Genomic DNA, 22,607 nt, shown 5'->3' on the forward strand with positions numbered 1-22,607 from the left:
AGTTACAGTCCCTAATTATGTACCCGTGGCTTTAAAAAATATCATTATCCAATATGCACCAATTCAATATCAAATACCAGTTCTTTCCCGGCTAAAAAATGATTGGCATCCAATACCACTACATCATCTTTTAATTCGGTAACTGTAACGGGTATTGGCTGGCCATCGGCGCTGCTAAGGGTAAGCTGCATGCCTTGCTCCAGCTTCATATCCGCTGGAATATTGGCTTTAGGAAATTCAATAATTGCTGCTTCATCTTTTTCACCATAGGCTTCATTGGCCGGTATATTAATAGTTATTTTATCACCTACTTTCATTCCCGGCAATGCAGCATCAAAGCCTTTTATCATTTGCCCGGCGCCTACGGTAAATTCCAGCGGTTCACGCCCTTCTGAAGAATCAAATTTTTCACCGTTTGTGAGCTTTCCGGTATAATGTACTTTTACGGAATCCCCAACTTTTACTTGTGTCATTATAATTTGTTTTACGCATTTGTACTTTCAATTTTCATCACAGCTTTGTTACAAAAATGATAAAGTATGCATAGTGATTAATAATCGGCAAAAGTAGCTATAAAATTTATATGTCAATCCAAAAAACTTATGCAAATTTGCACACATGCAATGTGCCTTAACAAAAGTTGATGCCAACCGTAAATGTTCATAGGCATATTACATAGCTTGTACCTAAATAGTTTTTGGATGACCAACAAAAAAAAATGAAACCATGAAATTAAGGTTTATACGAATATATATTCTTTCCATTTGTAGTGTTCAGTTTTCCTGTGCCCAACCCATTAATAGCGCAGCACAACCTATCGAAAGCATCGCTTTCGCAAACAATAATATTACTACCGGAGCCGAAAGATTAGCAACCTATCTCCCACTTTTAAAAGGGAAAAAGGTAGCCATTTTTGCCAACCAAACAAGCGTTGTGGGCCATACGCACCTTGTAGATACCCTACTCAATGCCGGCATAAATATTGTAAAAATTTTTGGACCCGAGCATGGTTTCCGTGGCAATGCAGATGCCGGCGAAGAAATTAAGAATTCGGTAGACAAAAAAACAGGCATCCCAATTATTAGCCTTTACGGTAACCATAAAAAACCTACCACAGAAGATTTTAAAAATGTGGATGTGTTGGTTTTTGATATCCAGGATGTTGGCGTAAGGTTTTATACCTACATTTCATCGCTGGAATATTTTTTGGAAGCGGCTCTTGAAATGCATAAGCCTTTGCTCATTTTAGACCGGCCAAATCCCAATGGATTTTATATAGATGGGCCCGTGCTCAACAAAAAATTTAAAAGCTTTGTAGGAATGCAACCGGTTCCTATTGTTTATGGAATGACGATTGGCGAATATGCTTTAATGCTTGCGGGCGAAAACTGGTTAAGTGATAAAGCAAATGCCATCAATAATTTTAATAAAACCACAAAACCCACAGCCGATACGCCTTTTCATGTAATGGTAATTAAATGCCTTAATTATACCCATTTGTCAAAATTCCAGCTACCCGTAAACCCTTCGCCCAATTTAAAACAAATGCAAAGTATTTACCTCTATCCTACTACCTGTTTTTTTGAAGGTACGTTGCTGAGTGAAGGTCGTGGAACCAATATTCCGTTCCAGGTTTTTGGCCACCCCAAATTGCCCAATAACCTGCCCTATTCGTTTACGCCAAAACCCAATGCCGGCGCTAAAAACAGCAAATGTTTTTACCAGCTTTGTTACGGATGGAATCTTGGCGGAACCAATGCGGAAGTGCTGGCCATGCTGGATAGAAAAATACAGTTGAAATATTTAATACAGGCATATAAACTTTTTCCCGGAAAAGACAGTTTCTTTTTGAAAAATAATTTTATAGATAAACTTGCCGGAACAGATCAATTGCAGCAACAAATTAAACAAGGTTTGCAAGAAGAAGAAATCCGAAAAAGCTGGGAGCCGGAATTGGGTAATTTTAAATCCATCCGAAAAAAATATTTGCTGTATGAAGATTTTGAATAAAAGTTTTTGTTGCTGAATTTGGGTTCAACAAAGTTCCGTTCCATTTTTTATACTGGCAATGTATGCCTCCATCTCCAGCCCTGAAAAACGGAGATAGGGTTCCTTTAACTCATGGATCAATGCATCTATGGCATTTTCTTTTACCAGGTTAATGGTGCAGCCGCCAAAACCGCCACCCATCATTCTTGCACCCAATACATTTTTATTGTTGCGTACGGCGTTTACAAAAAAATCGGCTTCGGGGCAACTTACATTGTAAAGCCGGCTAAGCCCATCGTGTGTTTCAAACATTTTTTTTCCAAAGGCAGCTATATCCCCATTTTTTAAATCATTGCATGCCATTTGCAGGCGATCAATTTCTTCTACCACATATTTGCACCTTTTATACATAGAGGTATCAACAGGCTTCACCCATTCATCAAGCATTTGCATATTTGCATCTCTTAAACTTTTTACATTGTTATTCCGGCGGGCAATAATGTTTACCGCTTCTTCGCATTGCTGCCTCCTTACATTATACTCCGATGAAGCCAGTTGATGTTTTACATGAGTATTGAGCAATACAATTTTAATAGCCTTCATTTCAATGGGCACATATTCAAAATGCAAAGAGCGGCAATCCAGTTGCATGGCATTATTTTCTTTGCCAAACATACTGGCAAACTGGTCCATAATGCCGCATTTCACTCCTGCATATTCATGCTCTGCCAATTGCGCCATTTTTACCATTTGCATTTTGGGAATTGATAGAGAGAAAATTTCATTTAATGCAAAAATGGTTGCTATTTCCAATGCAGCCGAAGACGACATGCCTGCGCCCATGGGGATATCACCACCAAAAACAAAGTTAAAACCAGCTAAAGGGAAACTATTTTTTTGCAACTGGGCCACTACACCCAAAATATATTTTGCCCAATGCTGCTTTGGTATGCTTAATGCATTTAAGGAAGCTTTACATTCTTCATTGAATTGCATGGAATACAAATGAATCTCCTGGTCTGCTCTTTTATTTATGCCTGCGTAAATATATTTATCAACCGAGGCAGGTAAAACAAATCCATCGTTATAATCCGTGTGTTCACCAATTAAATTAATGCGGCCCGGCGACCGAACTACAATGGGTTCGGCACTAAATATTTTTTTAAAACAGGCAAAAATGGTTCCTTTCATTTGTAATGCACTCAGTATTAGGGCAAATCTAATTAAGAAAATGCAAGATTGCTATTGAATAGCCATAAATCAGTTTCTCATCTGGTAAAAGCATTCCACTATTTCCGGTTACCTTTGCAAATCTTATTGCGGTAAGATATAAGGGTTTAAAATATGAGTAAAAAAGGGAAAGTTTTAATGGCCATGAGCGGCGGTATTGACAGTACCGTAGCTGCATTAATGCTGCATAAAGAAGGTTATGAAGTAGTGGGTATTACTATGAAAACATGGGATTATGCTACAAGTGTGGGCGTTACCTCAAAAAAAGAAACCGGCTGTTGCAATATAGATAGTTTTAACGATGCCCGGTTGGCTGCAGTACAACACGGTTTTCCGCATTTTATTTTGGACATAAGGGAAGAGTTTGGAGATTTTGTAATTGAAAATTTTGTAGAAGAATATATGGCCGGCAGAACGCCAAACCCTTGTGTAATGTGCAATACACACATTAAGTGGCGTGCCCTGTTAAAGCGTGCCGATGTATTGAACTGCGATTTTATTGCTACAGGCCATTATGCACAAATACAGCAGCATAAAAACGAAAGATATTTTGTAAGTAAAGGAATTGACGAAACCAAAGACCAGAGCTATGTTTTGTGGGGCCTGCAACAAGACCTGCTAAGCCGCACCTTGCTTCCGCTGGGCACTTACCATAAATCGGAAATAAGAAAAATGGCCAGCGATTTTGGCTATCCCGAACTTGCCAAAAAAAGTGAGAGCTATGAAATTTGTTTTGTTCCCGATAATGATTACAGGGGGTTTTTAAAACATCGTGTAAAAGGGCTTGAAGAAAAAGTGGCGGGTGGGCATTTTGTTGATGCACATGGAAAAATACTGGGCAAGCACAAAGGCTACCCTTTTTATACCGTAGGCCAGCGTAAAGGATTGGATATAGCATTGGGCAAACCGGCATTTGTTACTAAAATAATACCCGAAACCAATACGGTTGTTTTAGGAGATGAAGACGACCTGAAAGGCAGCGAAATGATGGTTTCATCTGTCAATTGGTTGAAATATGACGGCATTAAAGACCCATTGGATTCAACCATTAAAATAAGGTATAAAGATAAAGGAGCCACGGGTTTGCTTTCCACATACGAAAAAGGGGTAAAAGTACGTTTTTATGAAAGTGTAAAAGGTATTGCCCCTGGGCAAAGCGCTGTTTTTTACGAAGGAGATGATGTAATTGGCGGTGGAATAATTCAGCGAAGCGAATAAGGCCTTTTCTTTTCTACAAATATTGTATCTTAACAACCATGAATAAATTTGCATACCTCGTTTTGGCATTTATGGCCTTTTTGGCTGTAAGTTGCAGTAAATCCACAGAAATTTATCCTTCTGCAACTATTGAAGATTTTGCACCTATGCAGATAGGTAAATATATTACCTACAGGCTCGATTCAACTGTTACTACCAATTTTGGTGTAGCTTTTGAAGTGCATACCTACGAAGTAAAATTTTTGGTAGATGCCCAAATTACCGATAACCTCGGCCGCCCTGCTTACAGGATTTTCAGGTATATACGCAATAACCCGGGGCAGGCATGGTTACCCGATAATACTTTTACCGCAACAAATACCGGAACAAGTTTTGAGTTTGTAGAAAATAACTTGAGGTATATTAAACTCAAATTACCCATAAAAGATAATTACTCCTGGAAAGGAAATTCCTATATTGAAAGTACATCAATCAATACCGAATTAATGTACCTCTACGATTGGGATTATTTTTACGAGAGTGTCTACCAGCCTGCAACCGTTGGCAGTATGGTTTTAGATTCCACAATTACCATAAACCAAAGAGAAGACTCTGTAGGCGTACCCATTACACCCGAAACACAATATGCCGAAAAAAATATTTCAAAAGAAATTTATGCAAAAAATATAGGTATGGTTTACCGAAATTTCCTGCATTGGGAATTTCAGCGGGTAAATAACAGTTACACCGGTTATGGAGTTACTTATACCTTAATAGACCATAATTAAACTCAGGTATATTTTACCGGGTTTCGCTTTGCATTAAAAATATACCGTTTAATATTCATCCAAAATGCGGCTATGAGATAAAGAATAACCGGCGAACCAATGGTAATAAAGGAAGTGTAAATAAAATATTTTCGGATGGTTTCTGTGGCCACGCCCATTTTTTCACCAATTGCGGAACAAACGCCAAAAAATTGCCATTCCACAAATCTTTTTAAGGTATTCATCAGCACAAATTAATTTTTTCTTCTGCAAAATAACAGAATATAAATAAAAATATATAGATAAAATTGAGTTTATTATTCCTTTGCTACGGTTTTGAACTTTCAATTTTAATTTACTACAACTCCGTTTCTTCAAAATTTCACTTTAGCTTATTATTCTTTTAACTAATTTTGCATAAGCAGTTTTACCGTAAAAACTGTGCAATTACTTCAATATTAAACTTTTATAATGCCTTTTGATGTAGAGATGATTAAAAAGCTGTATGCTATCTTCCCAACCAGGGTAGAAGCTGCCAGAAAACTATTGGGAAGACCACTAACACTTACCGAAAAAATTTTATATGCCCATCTTTGGGAGGGCGCTGCAACCCAGGTTTATGAGCGAAGTAAATCTTATGTAGATTTTGCTCCCGACCGTGTTGCAATGCAGGATGCTACTGCACAAATGGCTTTATTGCAGTTTATGCAAAGTGGAAGGACAAAAGTGGCAGTACCCAGTACAGTACATTGCGATCACTTAATTGAAGCAAAAGTAGGAAGCAAAACAGATTTGAACCGTGCCGTAAATGAAAGCAGTGAAGTATATGATTTTTTGGCTTCGGTATCTAATAAATATGGTATTGGCTTTTGGAAACCCGGCGCAGGTATTATTCACCAGGTTGTTTTGGAAAACTATGCTTTTCCCGGGGGAATGATGATTGGTACCGACAGCCACACAGTAAATGCCGGCGGATTGGGAATGATAGCCATTGGCGTAGGCGGCGCCGATGCCTGCGATGTAATGGCTGGCCTGCCCTGGGAGCTAAAAATGCCCAAATTAATTGGGGTAAAACTTACCGGAAAATTAAATGGATGGGTTGCACCCAAAGATGTGATTTTAAAAGTTGCCGGCATACTTACTGTAAAAGGCGGAACCGGCGCCGTAGTGGAATATTTTGGAGAAGGCGCAATAAACATGAGCTGTACCGGCAAAGGAACTATTTGTAATATGGGTGCAGAAATTGGCGCCACCACTTCTACATTTGGCTACGACGAAAGCATGGAACGCTACTTAAATGCAACAGGAAGAGAAGAAATTGCAGCAGCGGCCAATGCCATTAAAGAACAGCTTACCGGCGACCCTGAGGTATATACCAACCCCGAAAAATATTTTGACCAGGTAATAGAAATAAACCTCAACGAACTGGAACCCTATTTAAATGGGCCGTTTTCCCCGGACCTTGCTACACCCATTTCAAAAATGAAAGAAGCAGCAGCAGCAAACGGATGGCCCACTAAAATTGAAGTAGGTTTAATAGGCAGTTGCACCAATTCCTCATACGAAGATATCAGCCGCTCTGTAAGCCTTGCAAAGCAGGTAAAAGAAAAAGGCTTAAAGCTTGCATCTGAGTTTACCATCACACCCGGCAGCGAACAAGTGCGCTATACTATTGAAAGAGATGGGTTCCTCAATGTATTTGATCAAATTGGCGCTACAGTATTTGCCAATGCCTGCGGGCCTTGTATTGGCATGTGGGCACGTGTAGGCGCAGAAAAGCAGGAGAAAAATACTATTGTACACAGCTTCAACAGAAACTTTGCAAAGCGTGCTGATGGCAACCCCAATACTTTTGCTTTTGTAGGCAGCCCCGAAATTGTTACGGCAATGGCAATTGCTGGATCGCTGGATTTTAACCCGCTTACCGATACCTTAACCAACGATAAAGGCGAACAGGTAAAACTCGATCCGCCAAATGGAGACGAACTACCTGCAAAAGGTTTTGCGGTAGAAGATGCCGGTTACCAGGCCCCGGCCTCCGACGGAAGCAAGGTAGAAGTAATGGTATCACCTACCAGTAAACGCTTGCAATTGCTCGACCCTTTTGCAGCATGGGAAGGCACCGATTTACATGAATTGAAATTGCTCATTAAAGCCAAAGGAAAATGTACCACCGATCATATTTCAATGGCTGGGCCATGGTTAAAATTTCGTGGGCATTTAGATAATATCAGCAATAACCTGCTCATTGGCGCCATTAATTTCTTTAATGAAAAGGCCGATTCAGTAAAAAACCAACTCACTGCCGAATATGGAACCGTTCCCTCCACCCAAAGAGCGTATAAAGCTGCAGGTATTGGCACCATTGTGGTAGGCGATGAAAACTATGGAGAAGGATCTTCAAGAGAACATGCGGCAATGGAACCAAGGCATTTGGGCGTAAGGGCCGTGCTGGTAAAATCTTTTGCAAGGATTCACGAAACCAACCTAAAAAAACAAGGTATGCTGGCGCTCACATTTGCCGATAAAGCAGATTATGATAAAATAAAAGAAGATGACAGCATTGATATAAACGGGCTGCTCAGTTTTGCCCCCGGCAAGGCTTTGGAACTGGTATTGCATCATGCAGATGGCACTAAGGATACGCTCCAAGCCAACCATAGCTATAACAACCAGCAAATTGAATGGTTTAAAGCCGGCGCCGCACTAAATATTATACGCAAAGAATTTGCTGCTAAAAATAATTAAGTACAAATACATCAAAAATAAAGAGCGGTATTATTTACCGCTTTTTTTGTGTAATAAAAATTTATTGGTTAATCTGGTTCAGGTATGCGTAAATATTTTTCCAATGTGGCGTGGTTAAAGCAATTGAAGTTGATTTTATTTGTTCTACCTCTCTGGTGAGTTCAGCGGCGCCAAGTTTTTCATCGCTGCAAAGCCAAAAGCCTTTACAGTTGAGGTTTTTGGCAAGTTGCATATCGGTAATTCTGTCTCCTATTACAAATGAATGAGCAATATCATAACCCGGGTTATTCATATAATTTATCAATAAACCAGTGCCTGGCTTACGTGTGGCCGCATTTTCATTTGGGTATGTACAATCTATTAATATTTCAGAAAACCTGATGCCTTCATTGGCAAAACTTTTAAGGATAAAATCATGAACCGGAGAAAATTTATCATATGGAAACTCGTCCCTTCCCAATCCATCCTGATTGGTAACCATCACTAATTCGTAATTAAATTTTGTGGCAATTTTATATAAGTAATGAAACACCATTGGGTAAAAAACCAATTTTTCAAAAGTGTCAATACGGTAACTCGGCGGCGCTTCATTCACCAGGGTTCCATCCCTGTCTATAAATAAAATTTTTTTTGCTCCCTGTATAATAGATTCCTTCATGCTTAAAATAAATGAGGCTGAATAAATTTTTATTTTTCAAACACTAAATATTGCCAGGGTTTTACATTGAATTTTTTATCTGCATTGGCTTCAAAACTATTTTCTTTGTTAAACACATCCTGGAAATTACCTTTTAGCTTTTCACTTTCAATGGTAAAGCTTAAATCATCTTTACTGAAGTTGAGCAAAACCAGCACTTCTTTTTTGCCGTTTTTACGCAAATAAGCAAGCACTTTATCTTCGTATCTGGTTTTTAAAAGATAGGTTCTTACCGAAGGGTCGCCGGCACTTAGGGCTACATTACTTTTTCTTAAGGCAAGCAGAGTATGGTAAAAATTCTGGAGTTCAAATTTCCTATTCCATTCAATGGTATCTTTCTCAAAAAATTTCAGGCGTTTTTTATTGGGCAGTTCCTGCCCGCTGTAAATGAGCGGTATGCCGTTCCAGGTAAAACTCAAAACAGCTAAGGCTTGGGCCATATCGCCGTATTTTTCATATTCTGTGCCGTTCCAGCTGTTTTCATCATGGTTTGTAGTAAACCAAAGGGTCATCTTATTATTTCCGCAGGCAGAATCATACCTGTTCAGTAATTCCTTTAGCGTTGCAAGGTCGGTTTTGCCTTTATAGAAATCTTCGGTTTTGTGCATCCAGGTCCAGCAGTAAGCTGCATCAAATACTTGTAGATACTCCGGGTTTTCCAGCGCATCAAATTCTCCCAACCAAAATAATTTTTTTGTTTTTTCAAGTTCGGGTTTAGCTTCCTGCCAAAAATCCAGTTCCACCCATGTGGCAAGGTCGCACCGAAAGCCATCAATATCTGCTTCCTTAATCCAGTAGAGCATGGCATCTATCATCGCCTTACGCAATTGGGGGTTTTTGTAATCAAGCTCAATAATATCGTCCATGCCACTGGCAATTTTAAAGGTTCCTGTGGCGCTGTCTTTTTCATAAAAATCGGGATGCTCCAATGTCCACTTATGGTCCCATCCTGTGTGGTTGGCCACCCAGTCAATTATTACTTTAAAGCCCATTTCATGCGCTTGTGCAACCAGTTTTTTAAAATCGTCCATTGTTCCAAATTCGGGGCTTACCGAAGTGTAATCTGCGGCAGCATAATAGCTGCCCAAATTGCCTTTTTTATTTTTTTGTGCAATTGGCGTAATGGGCATAAACCAAAGTGTTTCCACACCCATTGCTTTAAGGCGTGGCAAATGTTGAACAAAGGCATTTAGGGTGCCCTCGGCTGTGTATTGGCGCAAGTTTACTTCATACACATTGGTTTGATGTATCCAAAAGGTTGTATTTAAAACTGATGTATCCATTAATTTTTCATTTTGATCCTGCTGGGAATTATTGGAGTTGCACTGTGTAAAAACAGCACAAGCCAACATAAATAAAAGCCATTTTAATTTCATATGATCTGCTTATGTGCCGTAAATTAAGGAGCAACGGGGAAAAAAACAATTAAGTTGTAAATTTGCATAATTTTCAGGTAATGAAGCAATTTACAATTCCCTTTACATACCGCAGTCCTTTAATTTCACTAATTAAGGAAAAAAGACGGCAGCAGGATAAAATGAAGAAAGATTTTAGCCCTACTTTGTTGGATTTTGGGCCTGTGCAGATTTTTCTTGCCCGCCATTTTGGCTTTTGCTACGGCGTAGAAAATGCTATTGAAATTGCCTTTAAAACCATTGATGAAAACCCTGGAAAAAAAATTTATCTGCTCAGTGAAATGATCCACAACCCACGGGTAAATGCCGATCTCAAAGAAAGGGGCGTTGTTTTTTTACAGGACACTTTTGGCAAAAAACTCATTCCGTTTGAAGAAATTACCCGGCACGATATTGTACTGATACCTGCATTTGGAACTACTTTAAAAATTGAAGAAGAGTTAAAAAGCATAGGTGTGGTTACTGAGCAATATAATACCACCTGCCCATTTGTAGAAAAAGTATGGAACCGCAGCAGGCAAATAGCCGAAAAAAAATATACCGTAATTGTACACGGCAAGCCTACCCATGAAGAAACCCGTGCTACTTTTAGCCATGCTGCAAATAATACGGCAACGGTAATTATTAATAATATGGAAGAAGCGATGCAATTGGGAAAATATATTACCGGCGAAAAACCTGCAGCAGGTTTTTACGCTGAGTTTGCAAAGAGGTATTCGGATGGGTTTAACGTGGAAAAGGATTTACAAAGAATTGGGGTGGTAAACCAAACCACTATGCTGGCCAGCGATACACAATCCATTGCCGATTATTTAAAGCAGGTAATGATTAATAAATATCATTTAACGCCGGAAAATATTGATTTGCATTTTGCCGATACCAGAGATACCCTTTGCTATGCCACCAACGATAACCAGGGCGCTGTTTACAGCATGTTGCAACAAACGGCAGATATGGCCATAGTTGTTGGCGGCTATAATAGCAGTAATACCAGCCATTTGGTAGAATTATGCGAAGAGCAATTGCCTACCTATTTTATTAAAGATGAAAGTAAAATTATTTCTGCGGATGAAATAATGCATTTTAATTTTCATGATAAGGCAGAGAAAACATCGTCTCATTATTTGCCGGAGAAAAAACCGCTTCGCATACTCATCACCAGTGGCGCAAGTTGCCCCGATGCACTTGTGGAGCAGGTTATAGAAAAAATAATTTCCTTTTTTCCGGATGCAAAATCCATAAAAGATATAGAAGAAAATTTAAGGCAAACCTTATAGCCTTTGTGCCACAAGCTTTAAAGCTATATCCAGTTGTTCTTCCTGGGTAAGATGGGTATTATCTATCACTTCGGCATCATCGGCCTGTTTTAATGGGCTCACTTTTCGGGTAGAATCAATATGGTCACGGGTTTGCAGGTTATTCCTTACTTCATCAATAGTTACGTTGGGGTTTTTGGCCTGCATTTCCAAAAAACGCCTGTCTACCCTTACGTCAAGGTCGGCCGTCATAAAAATTTTCAATTCGGCATGGGGAAAAACTGTGGTACCAATATCCCTTCCGTCCATTACAATACCTTTGTGGCGGCCCATTCTTTGTTGTTGAGCTACGGCCAGCGACCTTACCGATGCAATAGTGGCCACTTCGCTCACTTTTTCCGCCACTACCAGGTCCCTTATTAAATACTCCACATTTTCTTCGTTTAAAAAAATTTCCGACTGTTCAGATTTTGGGTTGTATTCAAAATGCAAATGGATTTCATTTAACGCTTCGGTTACTTCTTTTTCATCGCTCCAGTCGGTATTTTTTCTTAAAAAATATAGTGTAATTGCACGGTACATTGCACCGCTGTCAATATAAACATATCCCAGCGCATTGGCCAATTGCTTTGCCAGGGTGCTTTTTCCACAACTGCTCCAGCCATCAATGGTAATAATTATTTTTTTCGCCATCAGATTACAAAAATGCTGTAAAATTCAGGGATGGCAAAATAGTATATTTATTTTTTTGAAATAGAATTAACCGAAAAGATAATTCCTATCTTTAAAAGGAAGTGCTACTATATAAGAAAAGGAATACGCTTTTCTAATTAGGCATATAAACTACAAAAGAAAATTTTTGGTTGCCATTACTGCTTAGAACCTCTAAACCACCAGCCGGATTTTGTGAAGGAAGAACACCGGGAAAATGCCAAAAATAGGCGCCGCCTGAGAGGCCTGCACGCCGACAGGTAACTACAGCAGAATAATTGTTATCGGTGAGAAATTTTCCCGCTATAATTATTGAATAATGCCCTGCAAAGCCACTTGCAACAGTAAAATTTCCTGATCCGGAAAGAATTACAGGCGCAGCCCCGGTACCGTCAATTGTGCCATAGCAAACCGGTACTAGATTAGCAGTACCCGTTTGTGTGGCAGTAACTTTTTGGTTTACCTGGATGTTGTTATTAACAAAAACATTGCCATTAAAACTTGCCGGACCACCAAATGTAGTACCGCCTTCTGCATAAAAATAAACTGCCCGGTTACTTGCATTTGTGCCAGCGCCAACAAAAGTTAAGGCATTTTGGCCAAACGCATTATAGCCAACCTTACCTGCATTAAGTTCTTTTCCGGCTACACCTGCGCCAAACTCGAAAATATTTAAACCCTGTAGCTGTGCGCTGCCATTCATAATGCTTGTACCGTTTATTGTTGCGTTTCCGGCTATTGTTGTTGCACCATTTATGCCTACAGTACCGCCAAATATAGAAGCGCCATTTACCTGGAACCTTGTGGTGGGTACCATTCCAATACCTACCTGCCCATTGGGGCGTATTACCAAGGAATTGGCAGAAGTATTACCGCTTAAATCCGATAATGAAGAAACATATAATCCTTCTTCCCGAATGTTCTTGATGGAAAAATCGGTGCCTGAGTTGGAAAGATTCCTATTACTGAATAAAAGTTCTGTGGTATCAATAAAAGCTGCTGAACTTATTTTCACTGTACTTCGCAAGGCTTTTTTTACTTCCAGCTTTTCAACCGGTGTAGTAGTGCCAATCCCTACATTTTGTGCATGGCAATTGTATGAAATTACCATGGCTATAAGAGTGATAGTAAATTTCATAGAAAATTATTTTATATAAATATAAGATTTTATATACAAAATTTAAACTTTAAAAAAATATAGCAATATTGTAGAATAGAAGAATTAAAAAATTATTATATGATTAATGGAGCTGCTTAGGAATAAAGTGTATAACCGGGATATTTTAATTGGATATTAGTGATGCTAAAATTGAATAACCAAGCAAGTGTACCACTGTATTACCTGATGCCTATTAATGTAGCCCGAATTTTATGGGAAATTTTATGATACAAATGCTTCGCCTTCATTTTTTGACTCTAAGAACCACTCTTATAGAATAGCAATTAAAAAATAATAGAAAGAAACCATAGTTTAAAAAATATTTTTTTAGCAGTTAAAACTACTTTTTATTATCTATCCGAAAAGGCGCTGAGATTAAATCTTCGGATAGCGTGAAAAATCATCGCATTATTTACCTTTTTATAACAAAAAGCCTGTTCACAATGAACAGGCTTTAAAAAATTTTGAAGAATTAATTTATGCTTCCGATTTTTTTTCTTTTTTCTTTGGCTCTTCGTTGTGTTTAAACTTTAGTTTTTGCGCTTCTTTATCCAGGTCGGCAATTACTATATCGCCGGCTTTAATCTGCATATTCAATATTTCTTCTGCCAGTGCATCTTCAAGATATTTTTGAATAGCCCGGTGCAGCGGCCTTGCACCAAACTGGCTGTCGTATCCTTTATCGGCAATAAAATTTTTGGCATCTTCGGTTAATTCCAGGCTAAAGCCCAGGTTATTGAGCCTGTGCATTACACCTTTCATTAAAATATCAATTATCTCAAAAATATTTTCTTTAGTGAGTGTATTGAAAATTACTACATCATCAATGCGGTTTAAAAACTCGGGGCTGAAAGTGCGTTTCAAAGCTTTTTCAATTACGGCTTTATTGTTTTCGTCAGATTGCTCCATCCTGCTTGCCGTAGCAAACCCTACGCCATCCCCAAAGTCTTTCAATTGCCTTGCGCCAATATTTGAGGTCATGATGATTAAGGTATTTTTAAAATCTACCTTACGGCCCAATCCGTCGGTAAGCTGTCCATCGTCGAGTACCTGTAATAAAATATTAAAAATATCGGGGTGTGCTTTTTCAATTTCATCCAACAAAATTACGCTGTAAGGTTTGCGCCTTACCCTTTCGGTAAGTTGTCCGCCTTCTTCATAACCTACATAGCCCGGAGGAGCACCAATGAGGCGGCTTACGGTAAATTTTTCCATGTACTCACTCATGTCAATGCGAATGAGTGCATCTTCGCTGTCGAACATATAGCGTGCCAGGGAGCGTGCAAGTTCTGTTTTACCTACGCCTGTTGGCCCAAGAAATATAAAAGAGCCAATAGGTTTTTTAGGGTCTTTTAACCCTACCCGGTTGCGTTGAATGGCTTTTACTACTTTGCTTATGGCATCATCCTGGCCAATTACTGCGCCTTTTAATTCTTCGTTCATGCGGCGCAGTTTTTCCGTTTCGGCCTGAACCATACGCTGAACGGGTATTCCCGTCATCATATTCACCACTTCGGCAATATCTTCTTCTTCTATGGGAAAGCGTTTATTTTTACTTTCTTCTTCCCAGTCTAATTTTGCTTTTTCGAGGTCTTCCTGTAATTTTTTTTCTGAGTCCCTTAGTGAAGCCGCTTCTTCAAATTTTTGGCTCTTCACCACTTTGTTTTTTTCCAGCTTTATGTCTTCAATTTTCTTTTCTAATTCCAGGATAGACTCTGGCACTTTAATGTTTTTTATGTGCTTTCTTGCGCCTACTTCATCCAGTACATCAATGGCTTTGTCTGGCAGCAGGCGGTCGGTCATATACCTGTCGCTGAGTTTTACACAGGCATCTATGGCCATTTGGCTGTAAGTCACATTGTGGTAATCTTCATATTTGCTTTTAATGTTGTTAAGTATTTGTATGGTTTCTTCTACCGAAGGTTGCTCTACCAGCACTTTTTGAAAACGTCGGTCCAGGGCTCCGTCTTTTTCAATATGCATCCGGTACTCATCCAAAGTGCTTGCGCCAATGCATTGCAGTTCGCCACGTGCAAGCGCCGGTTTAAAAATATTAGAAGCATCTAATGATCCGCTGGCGCCACCTGCTCCTACAATGGTGTGTATTTCATCTATAAACAAAATTACGTCCCGGTTTTTTTCCAGTTCATTCATAATGGCCTTCATTCTTTCTTCAAACTGGCCACGGTATTTTGTACCTGCAACTAAAGCTGCCAGGTCCAGGCTTACCACTCTTTTATCAAACAATACACGGGAAACTTTTCTTTGCACAATGCGTAAGGCTAAACCTTCAACAATGGCGGTTTTGCCCACGCCAGGTTCACCAATTAAAATAGGGTTGTTTTTTTTGCGGCGGCTGAGTATTTGAGAAACCCTTTCTATTTCATTTTCCCTTCCTACAATTGGATCGAGGGCCTGCTGCTCGGCAAGCCGGGTAATATCTCTGCCAAAATTATCCAGTACAGGCGTTTTTGTTTTGGGTTGGTTGGCCGATGATTTTTGGGAGCGTTGCTGACCATATCTCCTTTCTTCACTAAACTCATCTTCTTCATTGTACTCTGCCTGTGGTTCGCTGCCTGCCTGAAAATTTAATTCACTTTTAAATGTATCATAATCCACTTCAAACTGGTTGAGCAGTTGGGTGGCAACATTTTCTTTATTTTTTAAAATGGAAAGCACCAGGTGCTCGCTTTCGGCATACTGGCTCTTGAGGGATTTAGCCTCGAGGTAACTGATACGCAAAACCTTTTCGGCCTGCTTGGTTAATGGCAGTGAATTGATATTGGCAATATTTTTTCCTGATTTATCTTTTACAGCCATTTCAATTTCTTTGCGTAGTTCGGCTATATCTACATGCAATGCCTTTAATAATTTTATAGCGGTATTATCATTATCCCTTATTAAACCAAGAACGATATGCTCTGTTCCTATAAAATCATTACCCAACCGCAAAGCTTCTTCCCTGCTGTAAGAAATGATTTCTTTTACCTGGGCTGAAAAGTTATTATCCATTTGATTTATTTAACGATACAATAATAATAAATATTTATAGCGTTGCCCTTTAAATAATATGTAAATGTTGATATGTTGAAAAAATTGGGATGCCTGCTTTTTACTAAAAAAGTTAACTGGCATACACAAACTATTAGCACACATTCAATATTTAACTTATCTTAGGCCGTTCACGCATATCTTAAGTAATGAATGTCAAAATAGATACCAAAGAAAAATTTACCGTAATTGGCCTAAATGAGCCCGATATTTCTGCTAATATGACAGCGGAAATGGGTAATTTATTGTCTTCTTTCATAAAAAAAACAATTCCGCACCTTGTTTTAAACATGTCACAGGTGAAAAATATCAGCGATGATGCGGCTTACAGCATTGCTACTATTCAGCATGAATTTTATGAAAAGAATTTTTCTTTTGTGATTTGTGCATTGACAGAACTTGTAGAAGCGGTATTTGAGCGGCTGGAGCTTATGGAAGTGATAAATGTAACGCCAACCGAAAGCGAAGCCTGGGATATTGTACAAATGGAAGAAATTGAAAGAGAATTGCTTGGGGGATTTGATGAGGAGGAATAATGCAGCAATTTTTGATTATTAACGGTCTTAAGCAATAGCCCGGCATAAGTAAACGTAAATGCTTTAATAAAAAAATATTTTACCCTTGCTTGCTTTAACCATACTTGGAAATAATTCTGCCCTGCCTGCAAACGGGCGGAACCCTACTGCACAGGTTTTGCAAACCCAATCGGAAGCATACCTTGTGGATTGTGGGGAAGGTACTCAGCAACAGATGGTGAAATACAAAATCCGCACTTCAAAACTTGCCCATATTTTTATTTCGCACCTGCATGGCGACCATTATTTTGGATTAATTGGACTGCTTACCAGTATGGGTTTGCTTGGCCGTACTTCAGCGATACATTTGTATGCAGCACCTGCTTTGCAAAAAATCATTCATTTGCAACTGGATGCTGCTGATACGCAATTGCCCTACCCGCTTTATTTTCACCCTATTTTAGAAGAGGGCATTATTTGTAACGATGGAAAAATTACGGTGCAAAGTTTTGCCGTAAACCACCGCATTGCCTGCTGGGGCTTTTTGTTTAAAGAAATTAAAAACCCCAGAAAAATTGATCCGGAAAGGGTAAAATCTTTTGAGGTTCCTGCAGCTTATTACGAGCAATTGCAAAAAGGCCATGATTATAAAACAAAAAAAGGCGATATTATTTTAAATGACCAACTTACCATTGCGGCAACTGCTGCTAAGTCATACGCTTTTTGTGCTGATACAAAATTTAACCCTGCAATTGCCGAAAAAGTAAAATCGGTGGACCTGCTTTACCATGAAGCAACTTATTTAAAAGATTTGGAGCAAAGGGCCGAAGCACGGTACCACTCCACTGCAGAGCAGGCTGCTACAATTGCTAAACTCGCCAATGCAAAAAAATTATTGATTGGCCATTTCTCCTCCAAGTATGAAACTTTAACCGGTTTTTTAGAAGAAGCCAAAGAAGTATTTGAAAATACTGAAATTGCCCGTGAAGGCGTGTGCTTCAAAATTTAATTTAGAGAAATCACCTGGTTGGTCCAGTCGGCAATAATCCATTTATAAAAGTAAGGGAACCATTTTCTCCAGGTTGGTTCATTATGTTGTCCCTCAGGGTCGGTTACGGTGAGTATTAATGATTTTGAACTTTTGCCAAGCTCAGTAACAATATTAAACATGTCGGGAATAGCTTCTTCCGATTCTTTTCCACCCATATAAAAAAAATATTTGCCCGAAAGTGAAGGGGCAACTGCCTGGGTTAAACTGTCCATTTGCGGCGCTATCCAAAACGATGGAGAAAAAACACCTGCCTTCCCAAAAACAGATGGATATTTTGCAACGGCATAATAGGAAATCAATCCGCCCATTGAACTGCCGGCAATAATAGTATTTTCTTTTTGGGAAAGGGTTTTGTAATGTTTGTCAATATAAGGCTTTAGGTTGTTTACAATAAATTGCAAATAATTATCGCCTTCCCCTTTTCCAAACCTATCCGTGTTGTAAGGGTTGTATTCATTAATGCGGTTTGGGCCATTGTTAATGCCCACAACAATACATGCCGGGGCTCCTGTTTTAATTAATGAATCGAGGGCTTCATCTACGCCCCACTCACCAAAATTTCCCGTGTATTCATCAAATAAATTTTGGCCGTCGTGCATATATAAAACCGGGTAACGCTTATTATTGTTTTCATAATCACGGGGCAGGTAAACCCATATTTTTCTTTTGCTGTTTAATTGCGGTATATTAAATGCAGTATCCATAATGGTTACATGATTGCTTGCTGTATGTTTTTTGGGCAATACTTCAAATTCGTTTTTCCATGCAACTATAGTAAAAAAAATGCTGGTATCATTTAATAATTTCATGCTGTTGTTTGCAGCATCTTTTCCGCTTTTAGTTACCTGCACATTATCCCAGGAGCCAAGGGTAAATTTAAATTCGTATTGGTCAGTGGGTAATGATAATATTATTTCCCAAACATTTTTATCCTGTTGAAAAGCCATAGCTGTTTTACCCGGATTCCAACCATTAAAGTTCCCTGCAACATAAACTGTGTCGTTTAGGTGCGTAGCAGAAAGGTTTTGTACTACCAGTTTTAAATTATGCTGTGCATTTGCCTGGTAAAAGAAAAAAATAATGAAAAGAGAATAAATATTTTTTATTGAGAGCATTATACCGGGTTTTTTTGTAGGTATTTTTTTACCTGCTGGTGAAGTGTGCCGTTTAATGGTACATTGGGCAGTCGCAGCGTATTTTGCATAATGCCCATTTCAGCCAAAAATGCTTTTACCCCGGCCGGGTTATTTTCTGCAAACATTAAATGAAAGGCATCAATAAGTGTATCATTTATTTTTTTTGCCGAAGCAAAATTTCCGGATAGGCATAACCTTACCATATCGCTAAATTGCTTTGGAAAACTATTTGCAGCTACACTTATTACGCCATCCATACCACAGGCTAATTGGGGTAAAGCCAGGGCATCATCACCGCTTACTACCAGAAATTGAGGAGGTGCATCTTTTAATATGGCCATACATTGTACCATATCTCCGCTGGCTTCTTTAATACCGGCAATATTGTGTACTTCGGTAGCAAGCCTTAATGTTGTAGCTGCTTCCATATTTCTGCCGGTGCGGGAAGGAACATTATATAAGATAACCGGCTTGGGGCTTTTTTCTGCAATGGCACGATAGTGCTGAAAAATACCTTCCTGGGATGGTTTATTGTAAAATGGGCTTGCACTAAGTATTGCCGTTGCATCTTTTAAAGGTAGTATGGCCAGTTGCTCCACTACTTCATGTGTATTATTTCCCCCAATGCCTACTATCACAGGTACACGGCTGTTAACATGCGCATAAGTGGCCTGTATAATATCTATTTTTTCTTTTGTGGTTAATACCGGGGTTTCTCCTGTTGTGCCAAGAGTTACAATATATTCAACATTATTTCCAATAATATAATCCAGCAACTTACCCAGGGCATCATAATCTACTGCACCGTTTTTTGCAAATGGCGTAACAACTGCTACGCCTGTTCCTTTTAAAATATTACGCAAACTCATGGTAATTTTTATGCTAAGGTATTAAATACACTAAAAAAAATGGCTGCTGTAAAAAAACTTTATTCTTTTCTCCGGTATATAGATAAGCTATCCTGTTTTATATCTGTGCACTATTCAAGCACAAAGCCATCGGGCACTACGGCATGTTTTTTTATTACCACAATGCCGTCTTTTACTGCATAAATTGCATGATCATTATCGGCCAAATGGTTGCCACCTTTTATTATTACATTATTGCCAATGCGGCATCCTTTATCTACAATTACATTTTTCAAATGGCAGTTATCACCAATACCTACGGGTGGTATTTTGTTTTTAAAATTATGGGCAATTTCTTCCAGGGTTTCATAAAAATCGCTACCCATTAAATAGCAGCCTTCAATAATGGTGCCAGTGCCAATACGGCTGCGGATGCCAATTACAGAGTTTGAAATTTTTTCTGCTTTTATGATAGAGCCTTCTGCCAGCAAGGTATTGTTTAAATTGGAGCCGCTAATTTTTGCCGGGGGCAACATCCTGGCACGGCTGTACACCATTTTATTATTGTCAAATAAATTAAATGGAGGAATATCCTGGGTGAGTGCAAGGTTGGCTTCAAAGAAGGAATAAATATTCCCAATATCTGTCCAATAGCCATCGTATTGGTAACTAATTACTTTATGCTTATGAATTGATTGTGGAATAATTTCTTTACCAAAATCTTTTGCTTCTTTATATTCATTTTGTAACTCGTCAAACAACAGGCTGCGGTTAAATACGTAAATACCCATTGAGGCCAGGTAGTTTCTGCCCTGGGTTTGCATTTCGGGGCCGGTATCGCTTTCCCATTGTGGCAAGATTTCTTTTGCCGGTTTTTCAATAAAAGAAGTAATAACTTTTGTTTCGTTTGTTTTTAAAATGCCAAATTCAGGCGCTTCCCTTTCGCCAACAGGGATAGTTGCAATGGTGAGGTCGGCTTTTTGGTGGATATGGTTGTCAATAATATCGGCAAAATCCATTTGATAAAGCTGGTCGCCGCTTAGAATAAGTACATAATCAAAATCGGTATTGCGAATGTGTTTTAAACTTTGGCGTACGGCATCTGCAGTACCCTGAAACCATTCCCTGCTTTCGGGTGTTTGCTCCGCAGCCAGTATATCTACAAACCCGCTGCTGAAACCACTAAACTGGTAGGTGTTCTTAATATGTTTATTTAATGACGCCGAATTATATTGCGTAAGAACAAACATGCGGTTGATATTGCTGTTGATGCAATTGCTAATGGGTATATCAACCAGCCGGTATTTTCCGGCAATTGGTACAGCCGGTTTGCTTCGGGTAACTGTAAGTGGATACAACCTTGTACCGGCGCCGCCTCCTAAAATTACTGCTACAACTTTATTGCCTATCATAAATTTATTTTATTGTATGGATGTATAGAGATCAATATATTTTTTTGCACTTTGTTCCCAGCTATTGTTCACCTTCATCATGGTTTCCCTAAGAGTATTGAGTTGCTTTTGATTGTTGTAAAGTTTTAATGCCCTTTGCATAGCTTGGGTAATATCCTTTACCGATGCCTGTATAAAGGTAATACCATATCCGCCTTCATTACCAAAATCTGGAACGGTATCTTTTAACCCACCCGTTTTTCTTACCAATGGCATGGTGCCATACCGCATTGCATAAAGTTGGTTGAGACCACAGGGTTCTACCCTGCTTGGCATCAATAAAAAATCAGCGCCGGCATACATCTGGTGGCTCAATTTTTCGTTGTAAGAAATTTGGGTATTGTAATACCCTACCCATTTATTGTTGAGGCTGTACAATGCATGTTCTACCGAAGGTTCGCCACTACCTAAAATGAGTATATTAAAAACGGTACCGTTTTCTTCAAAGGCACTGCTTATTGCAGGTGCCAGCAAATCTGCAGATTTTTCCCCTACAAGCCTGCCTATAAAAATGAATAAGGGAAGGTTGATATCCATATCAAAATCATCGCACAATTTTTTCTTATTGAGTTGCTTACCTGCTTTAAAATCTTTTATTGAAAAATTGTCGAGAATATAAGAGTCGGTTTCGGGGTTCCAAACTACATAATCTATACCATTAATTATGCCGCTGCACTTTGCCCATTCCTGGTGAAACAATGGTTCCAGGCCATTAGCATTTTGCATGAGTTCTTCCATATAGCCCGGGCTTACAGTATTTACTTTATCGGCCGTTTTTAAGGCGCAGGCCAATGGGTTGATGGTATTGCCCCAGTCGAGCAATCCCCATTTCCAGGTATCCCAGGCTGGTATGTAATTGCCTTTTTCCCAACTCATCCAGCCCTGGTATTGGGCGTTATGTATGGTGAGAACCGTTGGAATGGAAGATAAAGCGGAAAACTGGAAACAATGCTTCATCATAAAGGGAATAAGTCCTGCATGATAATCATGCACATGCACTACATCGGGCTTATGGTTCCATTTATCCAGCCACTCCAATACAGCAATTTGAAATGCGGTGAACCTTTCGGCATCATCATCATAACCATATACTTTCTCCCTGTCGAGCAAGCCGTTAACATCCACACAATAAAGATCAAAACCTGTTTTATTAAGCTTTTCTTTTATAATGGTAAACTCATTGCTGTATGATCCCATTTTAATAACGCCCTTATGTACCACTTCCCATTCATTATCGTACAAAAATTTAGTACGGTACATGGGTACAACTACTTTGGCAATATGCCCAAGCTCCTGCTGGTATTTAGGTAAAGAGCCTACCACATCTGCCAGTCCGCCTACCTTGGCCATGGGGTAACATTCCGCACTTATATGTAATATTTCCAT

At 39.1% G+C, this 22,607-nt stretch carries 19 protein-coding genes; 7 read left to right on the plus strand and 12 right to left on the minus strand.

The window, feature by feature from the left end; genetic code table 11:
• Window positions 1-44: 44 nt before the first annotated feature.
• Window positions 45-473: a peptidylprolyl isomerase gene (locus IPO46_00725; GenBank protein ID QQS63177.1), complete on the minus strand. Its 429-nt coding sequence runs from the start codon at window positions 471-473 to the stop codon at window positions 45-47.
• A gap of 253 nt (window positions 474-726) precedes the next feature.
• Here IPO46_00725 and IPO46_00730 point away from each other — a divergent pair, with 253 nt between their 5' ends.
• Complete coding sequence (locus IPO46_00730) at window positions 727-2,010, plus strand: DUF1343 domain-containing protein (protein QQS63178.1); 1,284 nt, start codon at window positions 727-729, stop codon at window positions 2,008-2,010.
• Between the two features lie 24 nt (window positions 2,011-2,034).
• Here the strand turns inward: IPO46_00730 and galK are convergent, their stop codons facing one another.
• Window positions 2,035-3,180, minus strand: coding sequence for a galactokinase (gene galK, locus IPO46_00735; protein QQS63179.1), 1,146 nt, complete (start codon window positions 3,178-3,180; stop codon window positions 2,035-2,037).
• A 153-nt stretch (window positions 3,181-3,333) separates the two neighbouring features.
• Between galK and mnmA the strand changes: the two genes are divergently transcribed.
• Both mnmA and IPO46_00745 read left to right on the plus strand, forming a co-directional pair.
• A complete protein-coding gene (mnmA, locus tag IPO46_00740) occupies window positions 3,334-4,437 on the plus strand; it encodes a tRNA 2-thiouridine(34) synthase MnmA (protein QQS63180.1) in 1,104 nt (367 codons plus the stop codon).
• Window positions 4,438-4,475: 38 nt separating this feature from the next.
• Window positions 4,476-5,204 carry a hypothetical protein gene (locus tag IPO46_00745; protein ID QQS63181.1) on the plus strand — a complete coding sequence of 243 codons (729 nt, stop codon included), beginning with the start codon at window positions 4,476-4,478 and terminating at the stop codon, window positions 5,202-5,204.
• Window positions 5,205-5,206: 2 nt separating this feature from the next.
• Here the strand turns inward: IPO46_00745 and IPO46_00750 are convergent, their stop codons facing one another.
• Window positions 5,207-5,428 (minus strand): PspC domain-containing protein, encoded by a 222-nt coding sequence (locus tag IPO46_00750; protein ID QQS63182.1) that lies wholly within the window; start codon window positions 5,426-5,428, stop codon window positions 5,207-5,209.
• A 226-nt stretch (window positions 5,429-5,654) separates the two neighbouring features.
• On the opposite strand from IPO46_00750, the gene IPO46_00755 reads away from it, so the two are divergent.
• Entirely contained in the window at window positions 5,655-7,931 is a 2,277-nt protein-coding gene (locus tag IPO46_00755) for an aconitate hydratase (protein QQS63183.1), read from the plus strand.
• Between the two features lie 61 nt (window positions 7,932-7,992).
• Here IPO46_00755 and hisB read toward each other — a convergent pair whose 3' ends face one another.
• Both hisB and IPO46_00765 read right to left on the minus strand, forming a co-directional pair.
• On the minus strand, window positions 7,993-8,589 hold the full coding sequence (gene hisB, locus IPO46_00760) for a histidinol-phosphatase (protein ID QQS63184.1): 597 nt from the start codon (window positions 8,587-8,589) through the stop codon (window positions 7,993-7,995).
• A gap of 29 nt (window positions 8,590-8,618) precedes the next feature.
• On the minus strand, window positions 8,619-9,911 hold the full coding sequence (locus tag IPO46_00765; GenBank protein QQS63185.1) for an alpha-glucosidase C-terminal domain-containing protein: 1,293 nt from the start codon (window positions 9,909-9,911) through the stop codon (window positions 8,619-8,621).
• 173 nt (window positions 9,912-10,084) lie between these two features.
• On the opposite strand from IPO46_00765, the gene IPO46_00770 reads away from it, so the two are divergent.
• Entirely contained in the window at window positions 10,085-11,320 is a 1,236-nt protein-coding gene (locus IPO46_00770) for a 4-hydroxy-3-methylbut-2-enyl diphosphate reductase (GenBank protein ID QQS63186.1), read from the plus strand.
• On the opposite strand, the gene IPO46_00775 is transcribed toward IPO46_00770, so the two are convergent.
• From IPO46_00775 to IPO46_00785, 3 genes are all read right to left on the minus strand, one after another.
• Complete coding sequence (locus IPO46_00775) at window positions 11,315-11,992, minus strand: (d)CMP kinase (GenBank protein QQS63187.1); 678 nt, start codon at window positions 11,990-11,992, stop codon at window positions 11,315-11,317. The two genes, IPO46_00770 and IPO46_00775, sit on opposite strands and share 6 nt — an antisense overlap.
• Before the next feature lie 133 nt (window positions 11,993-12,125).
• Window positions 12,126-13,148 (minus strand): hypothetical protein, encoded by a 1,023-nt coding sequence (locus IPO46_00780; protein QQS63188.1) that lies wholly within the window; start codon window positions 13,146-13,148, stop codon window positions 12,126-12,128.
• A 498-nt stretch (window positions 13,149-13,646) separates the two neighbouring features.
• On the minus strand, window positions 13,647-16,181 hold the full coding sequence (locus IPO46_00785) for an ATP-dependent Clp protease ATP-binding subunit (protein ID QQS63189.1): 2,535 nt from the start codon (window positions 16,179-16,181) through the stop codon (window positions 13,647-13,649).
• Between the two features lie 188 nt (window positions 16,182-16,369).
• Between IPO46_00785 and IPO46_00790 the strand changes: the two genes are divergently transcribed.
• Window positions 16,370-16,756 carry an STAS domain-containing protein gene (locus IPO46_00790; GenBank protein QQS63190.1) on the plus strand — a complete coding sequence of 129 codons (387 nt, stop codon included), beginning with the start codon at window positions 16,370-16,372 and terminating at the stop codon, window positions 16,754-16,756.
• Window positions 16,757-16,841: 85 nt separating this feature from the next.
• Window positions 16,842-17,744 carry a ribonuclease Z gene (locus IPO46_00795; GenBank protein ID QQS63191.1) on the plus strand — a complete coding sequence of 301 codons (903 nt, stop codon included), beginning with the start codon at window positions 16,842-16,844 and terminating at the stop codon, window positions 17,742-17,744.
• Here IPO46_00795 and IPO46_00800 read toward each other — a convergent pair.
• The 4 genes from IPO46_00800 to IPO46_00815 form a co-directional block, all read right to left on the minus strand.
• Window positions 17,741-18,901, minus strand: coding sequence for an alpha/beta hydrolase (locus IPO46_00800; GenBank protein QQS63192.1), 1,161 nt, complete (start codon window positions 18,899-18,901; stop codon window positions 17,741-17,743). The two genes, IPO46_00795 and IPO46_00800, sit on opposite strands and share 4 nt — an antisense overlap.
• The gene (locus tag IPO46_00805; protein QQS63193.1) at window positions 18,901-19,791 is read right to left on the minus strand and encodes a 4-hydroxy-tetrahydrodipicolinate synthase; all 891 of its coding nucleotides are present in this window, start codon (window positions 19,789-19,791) and stop codon (window positions 18,901-18,903) included. The genes IPO46_00800 and IPO46_00805 overlap by 1 nt, the downstream gene beginning before the upstream one ends.
• A 110-nt stretch (window positions 19,792-19,901) precedes the next feature.
• Entirely contained in the window at window positions 19,902-21,182 is a 1,281-nt protein-coding gene (locus IPO46_00810; GenBank protein ID QQS63194.1) for a glucose-1-phosphate adenylyltransferase, read from the minus strand.
• A gap of 9 nt (window positions 21,183-21,191) precedes the next feature.
• Complete coding sequence (locus IPO46_00815) at window positions 21,192-22,607, minus strand: glycogen synthase (GenBank protein ID QQS63195.1); 1,416 nt, start codon at window positions 22,605-22,607, stop codon at window positions 21,192-21,194.

Source organism: Chitinophagaceae bacterium (genome assembly GCA_016699815.1).
Taxonomy (GTDB): domain Bacteria; phylum Bacteroidota; class Bacteroidia; order Chitinophagales; family Chitinophagaceae; genus Ferruginibacter.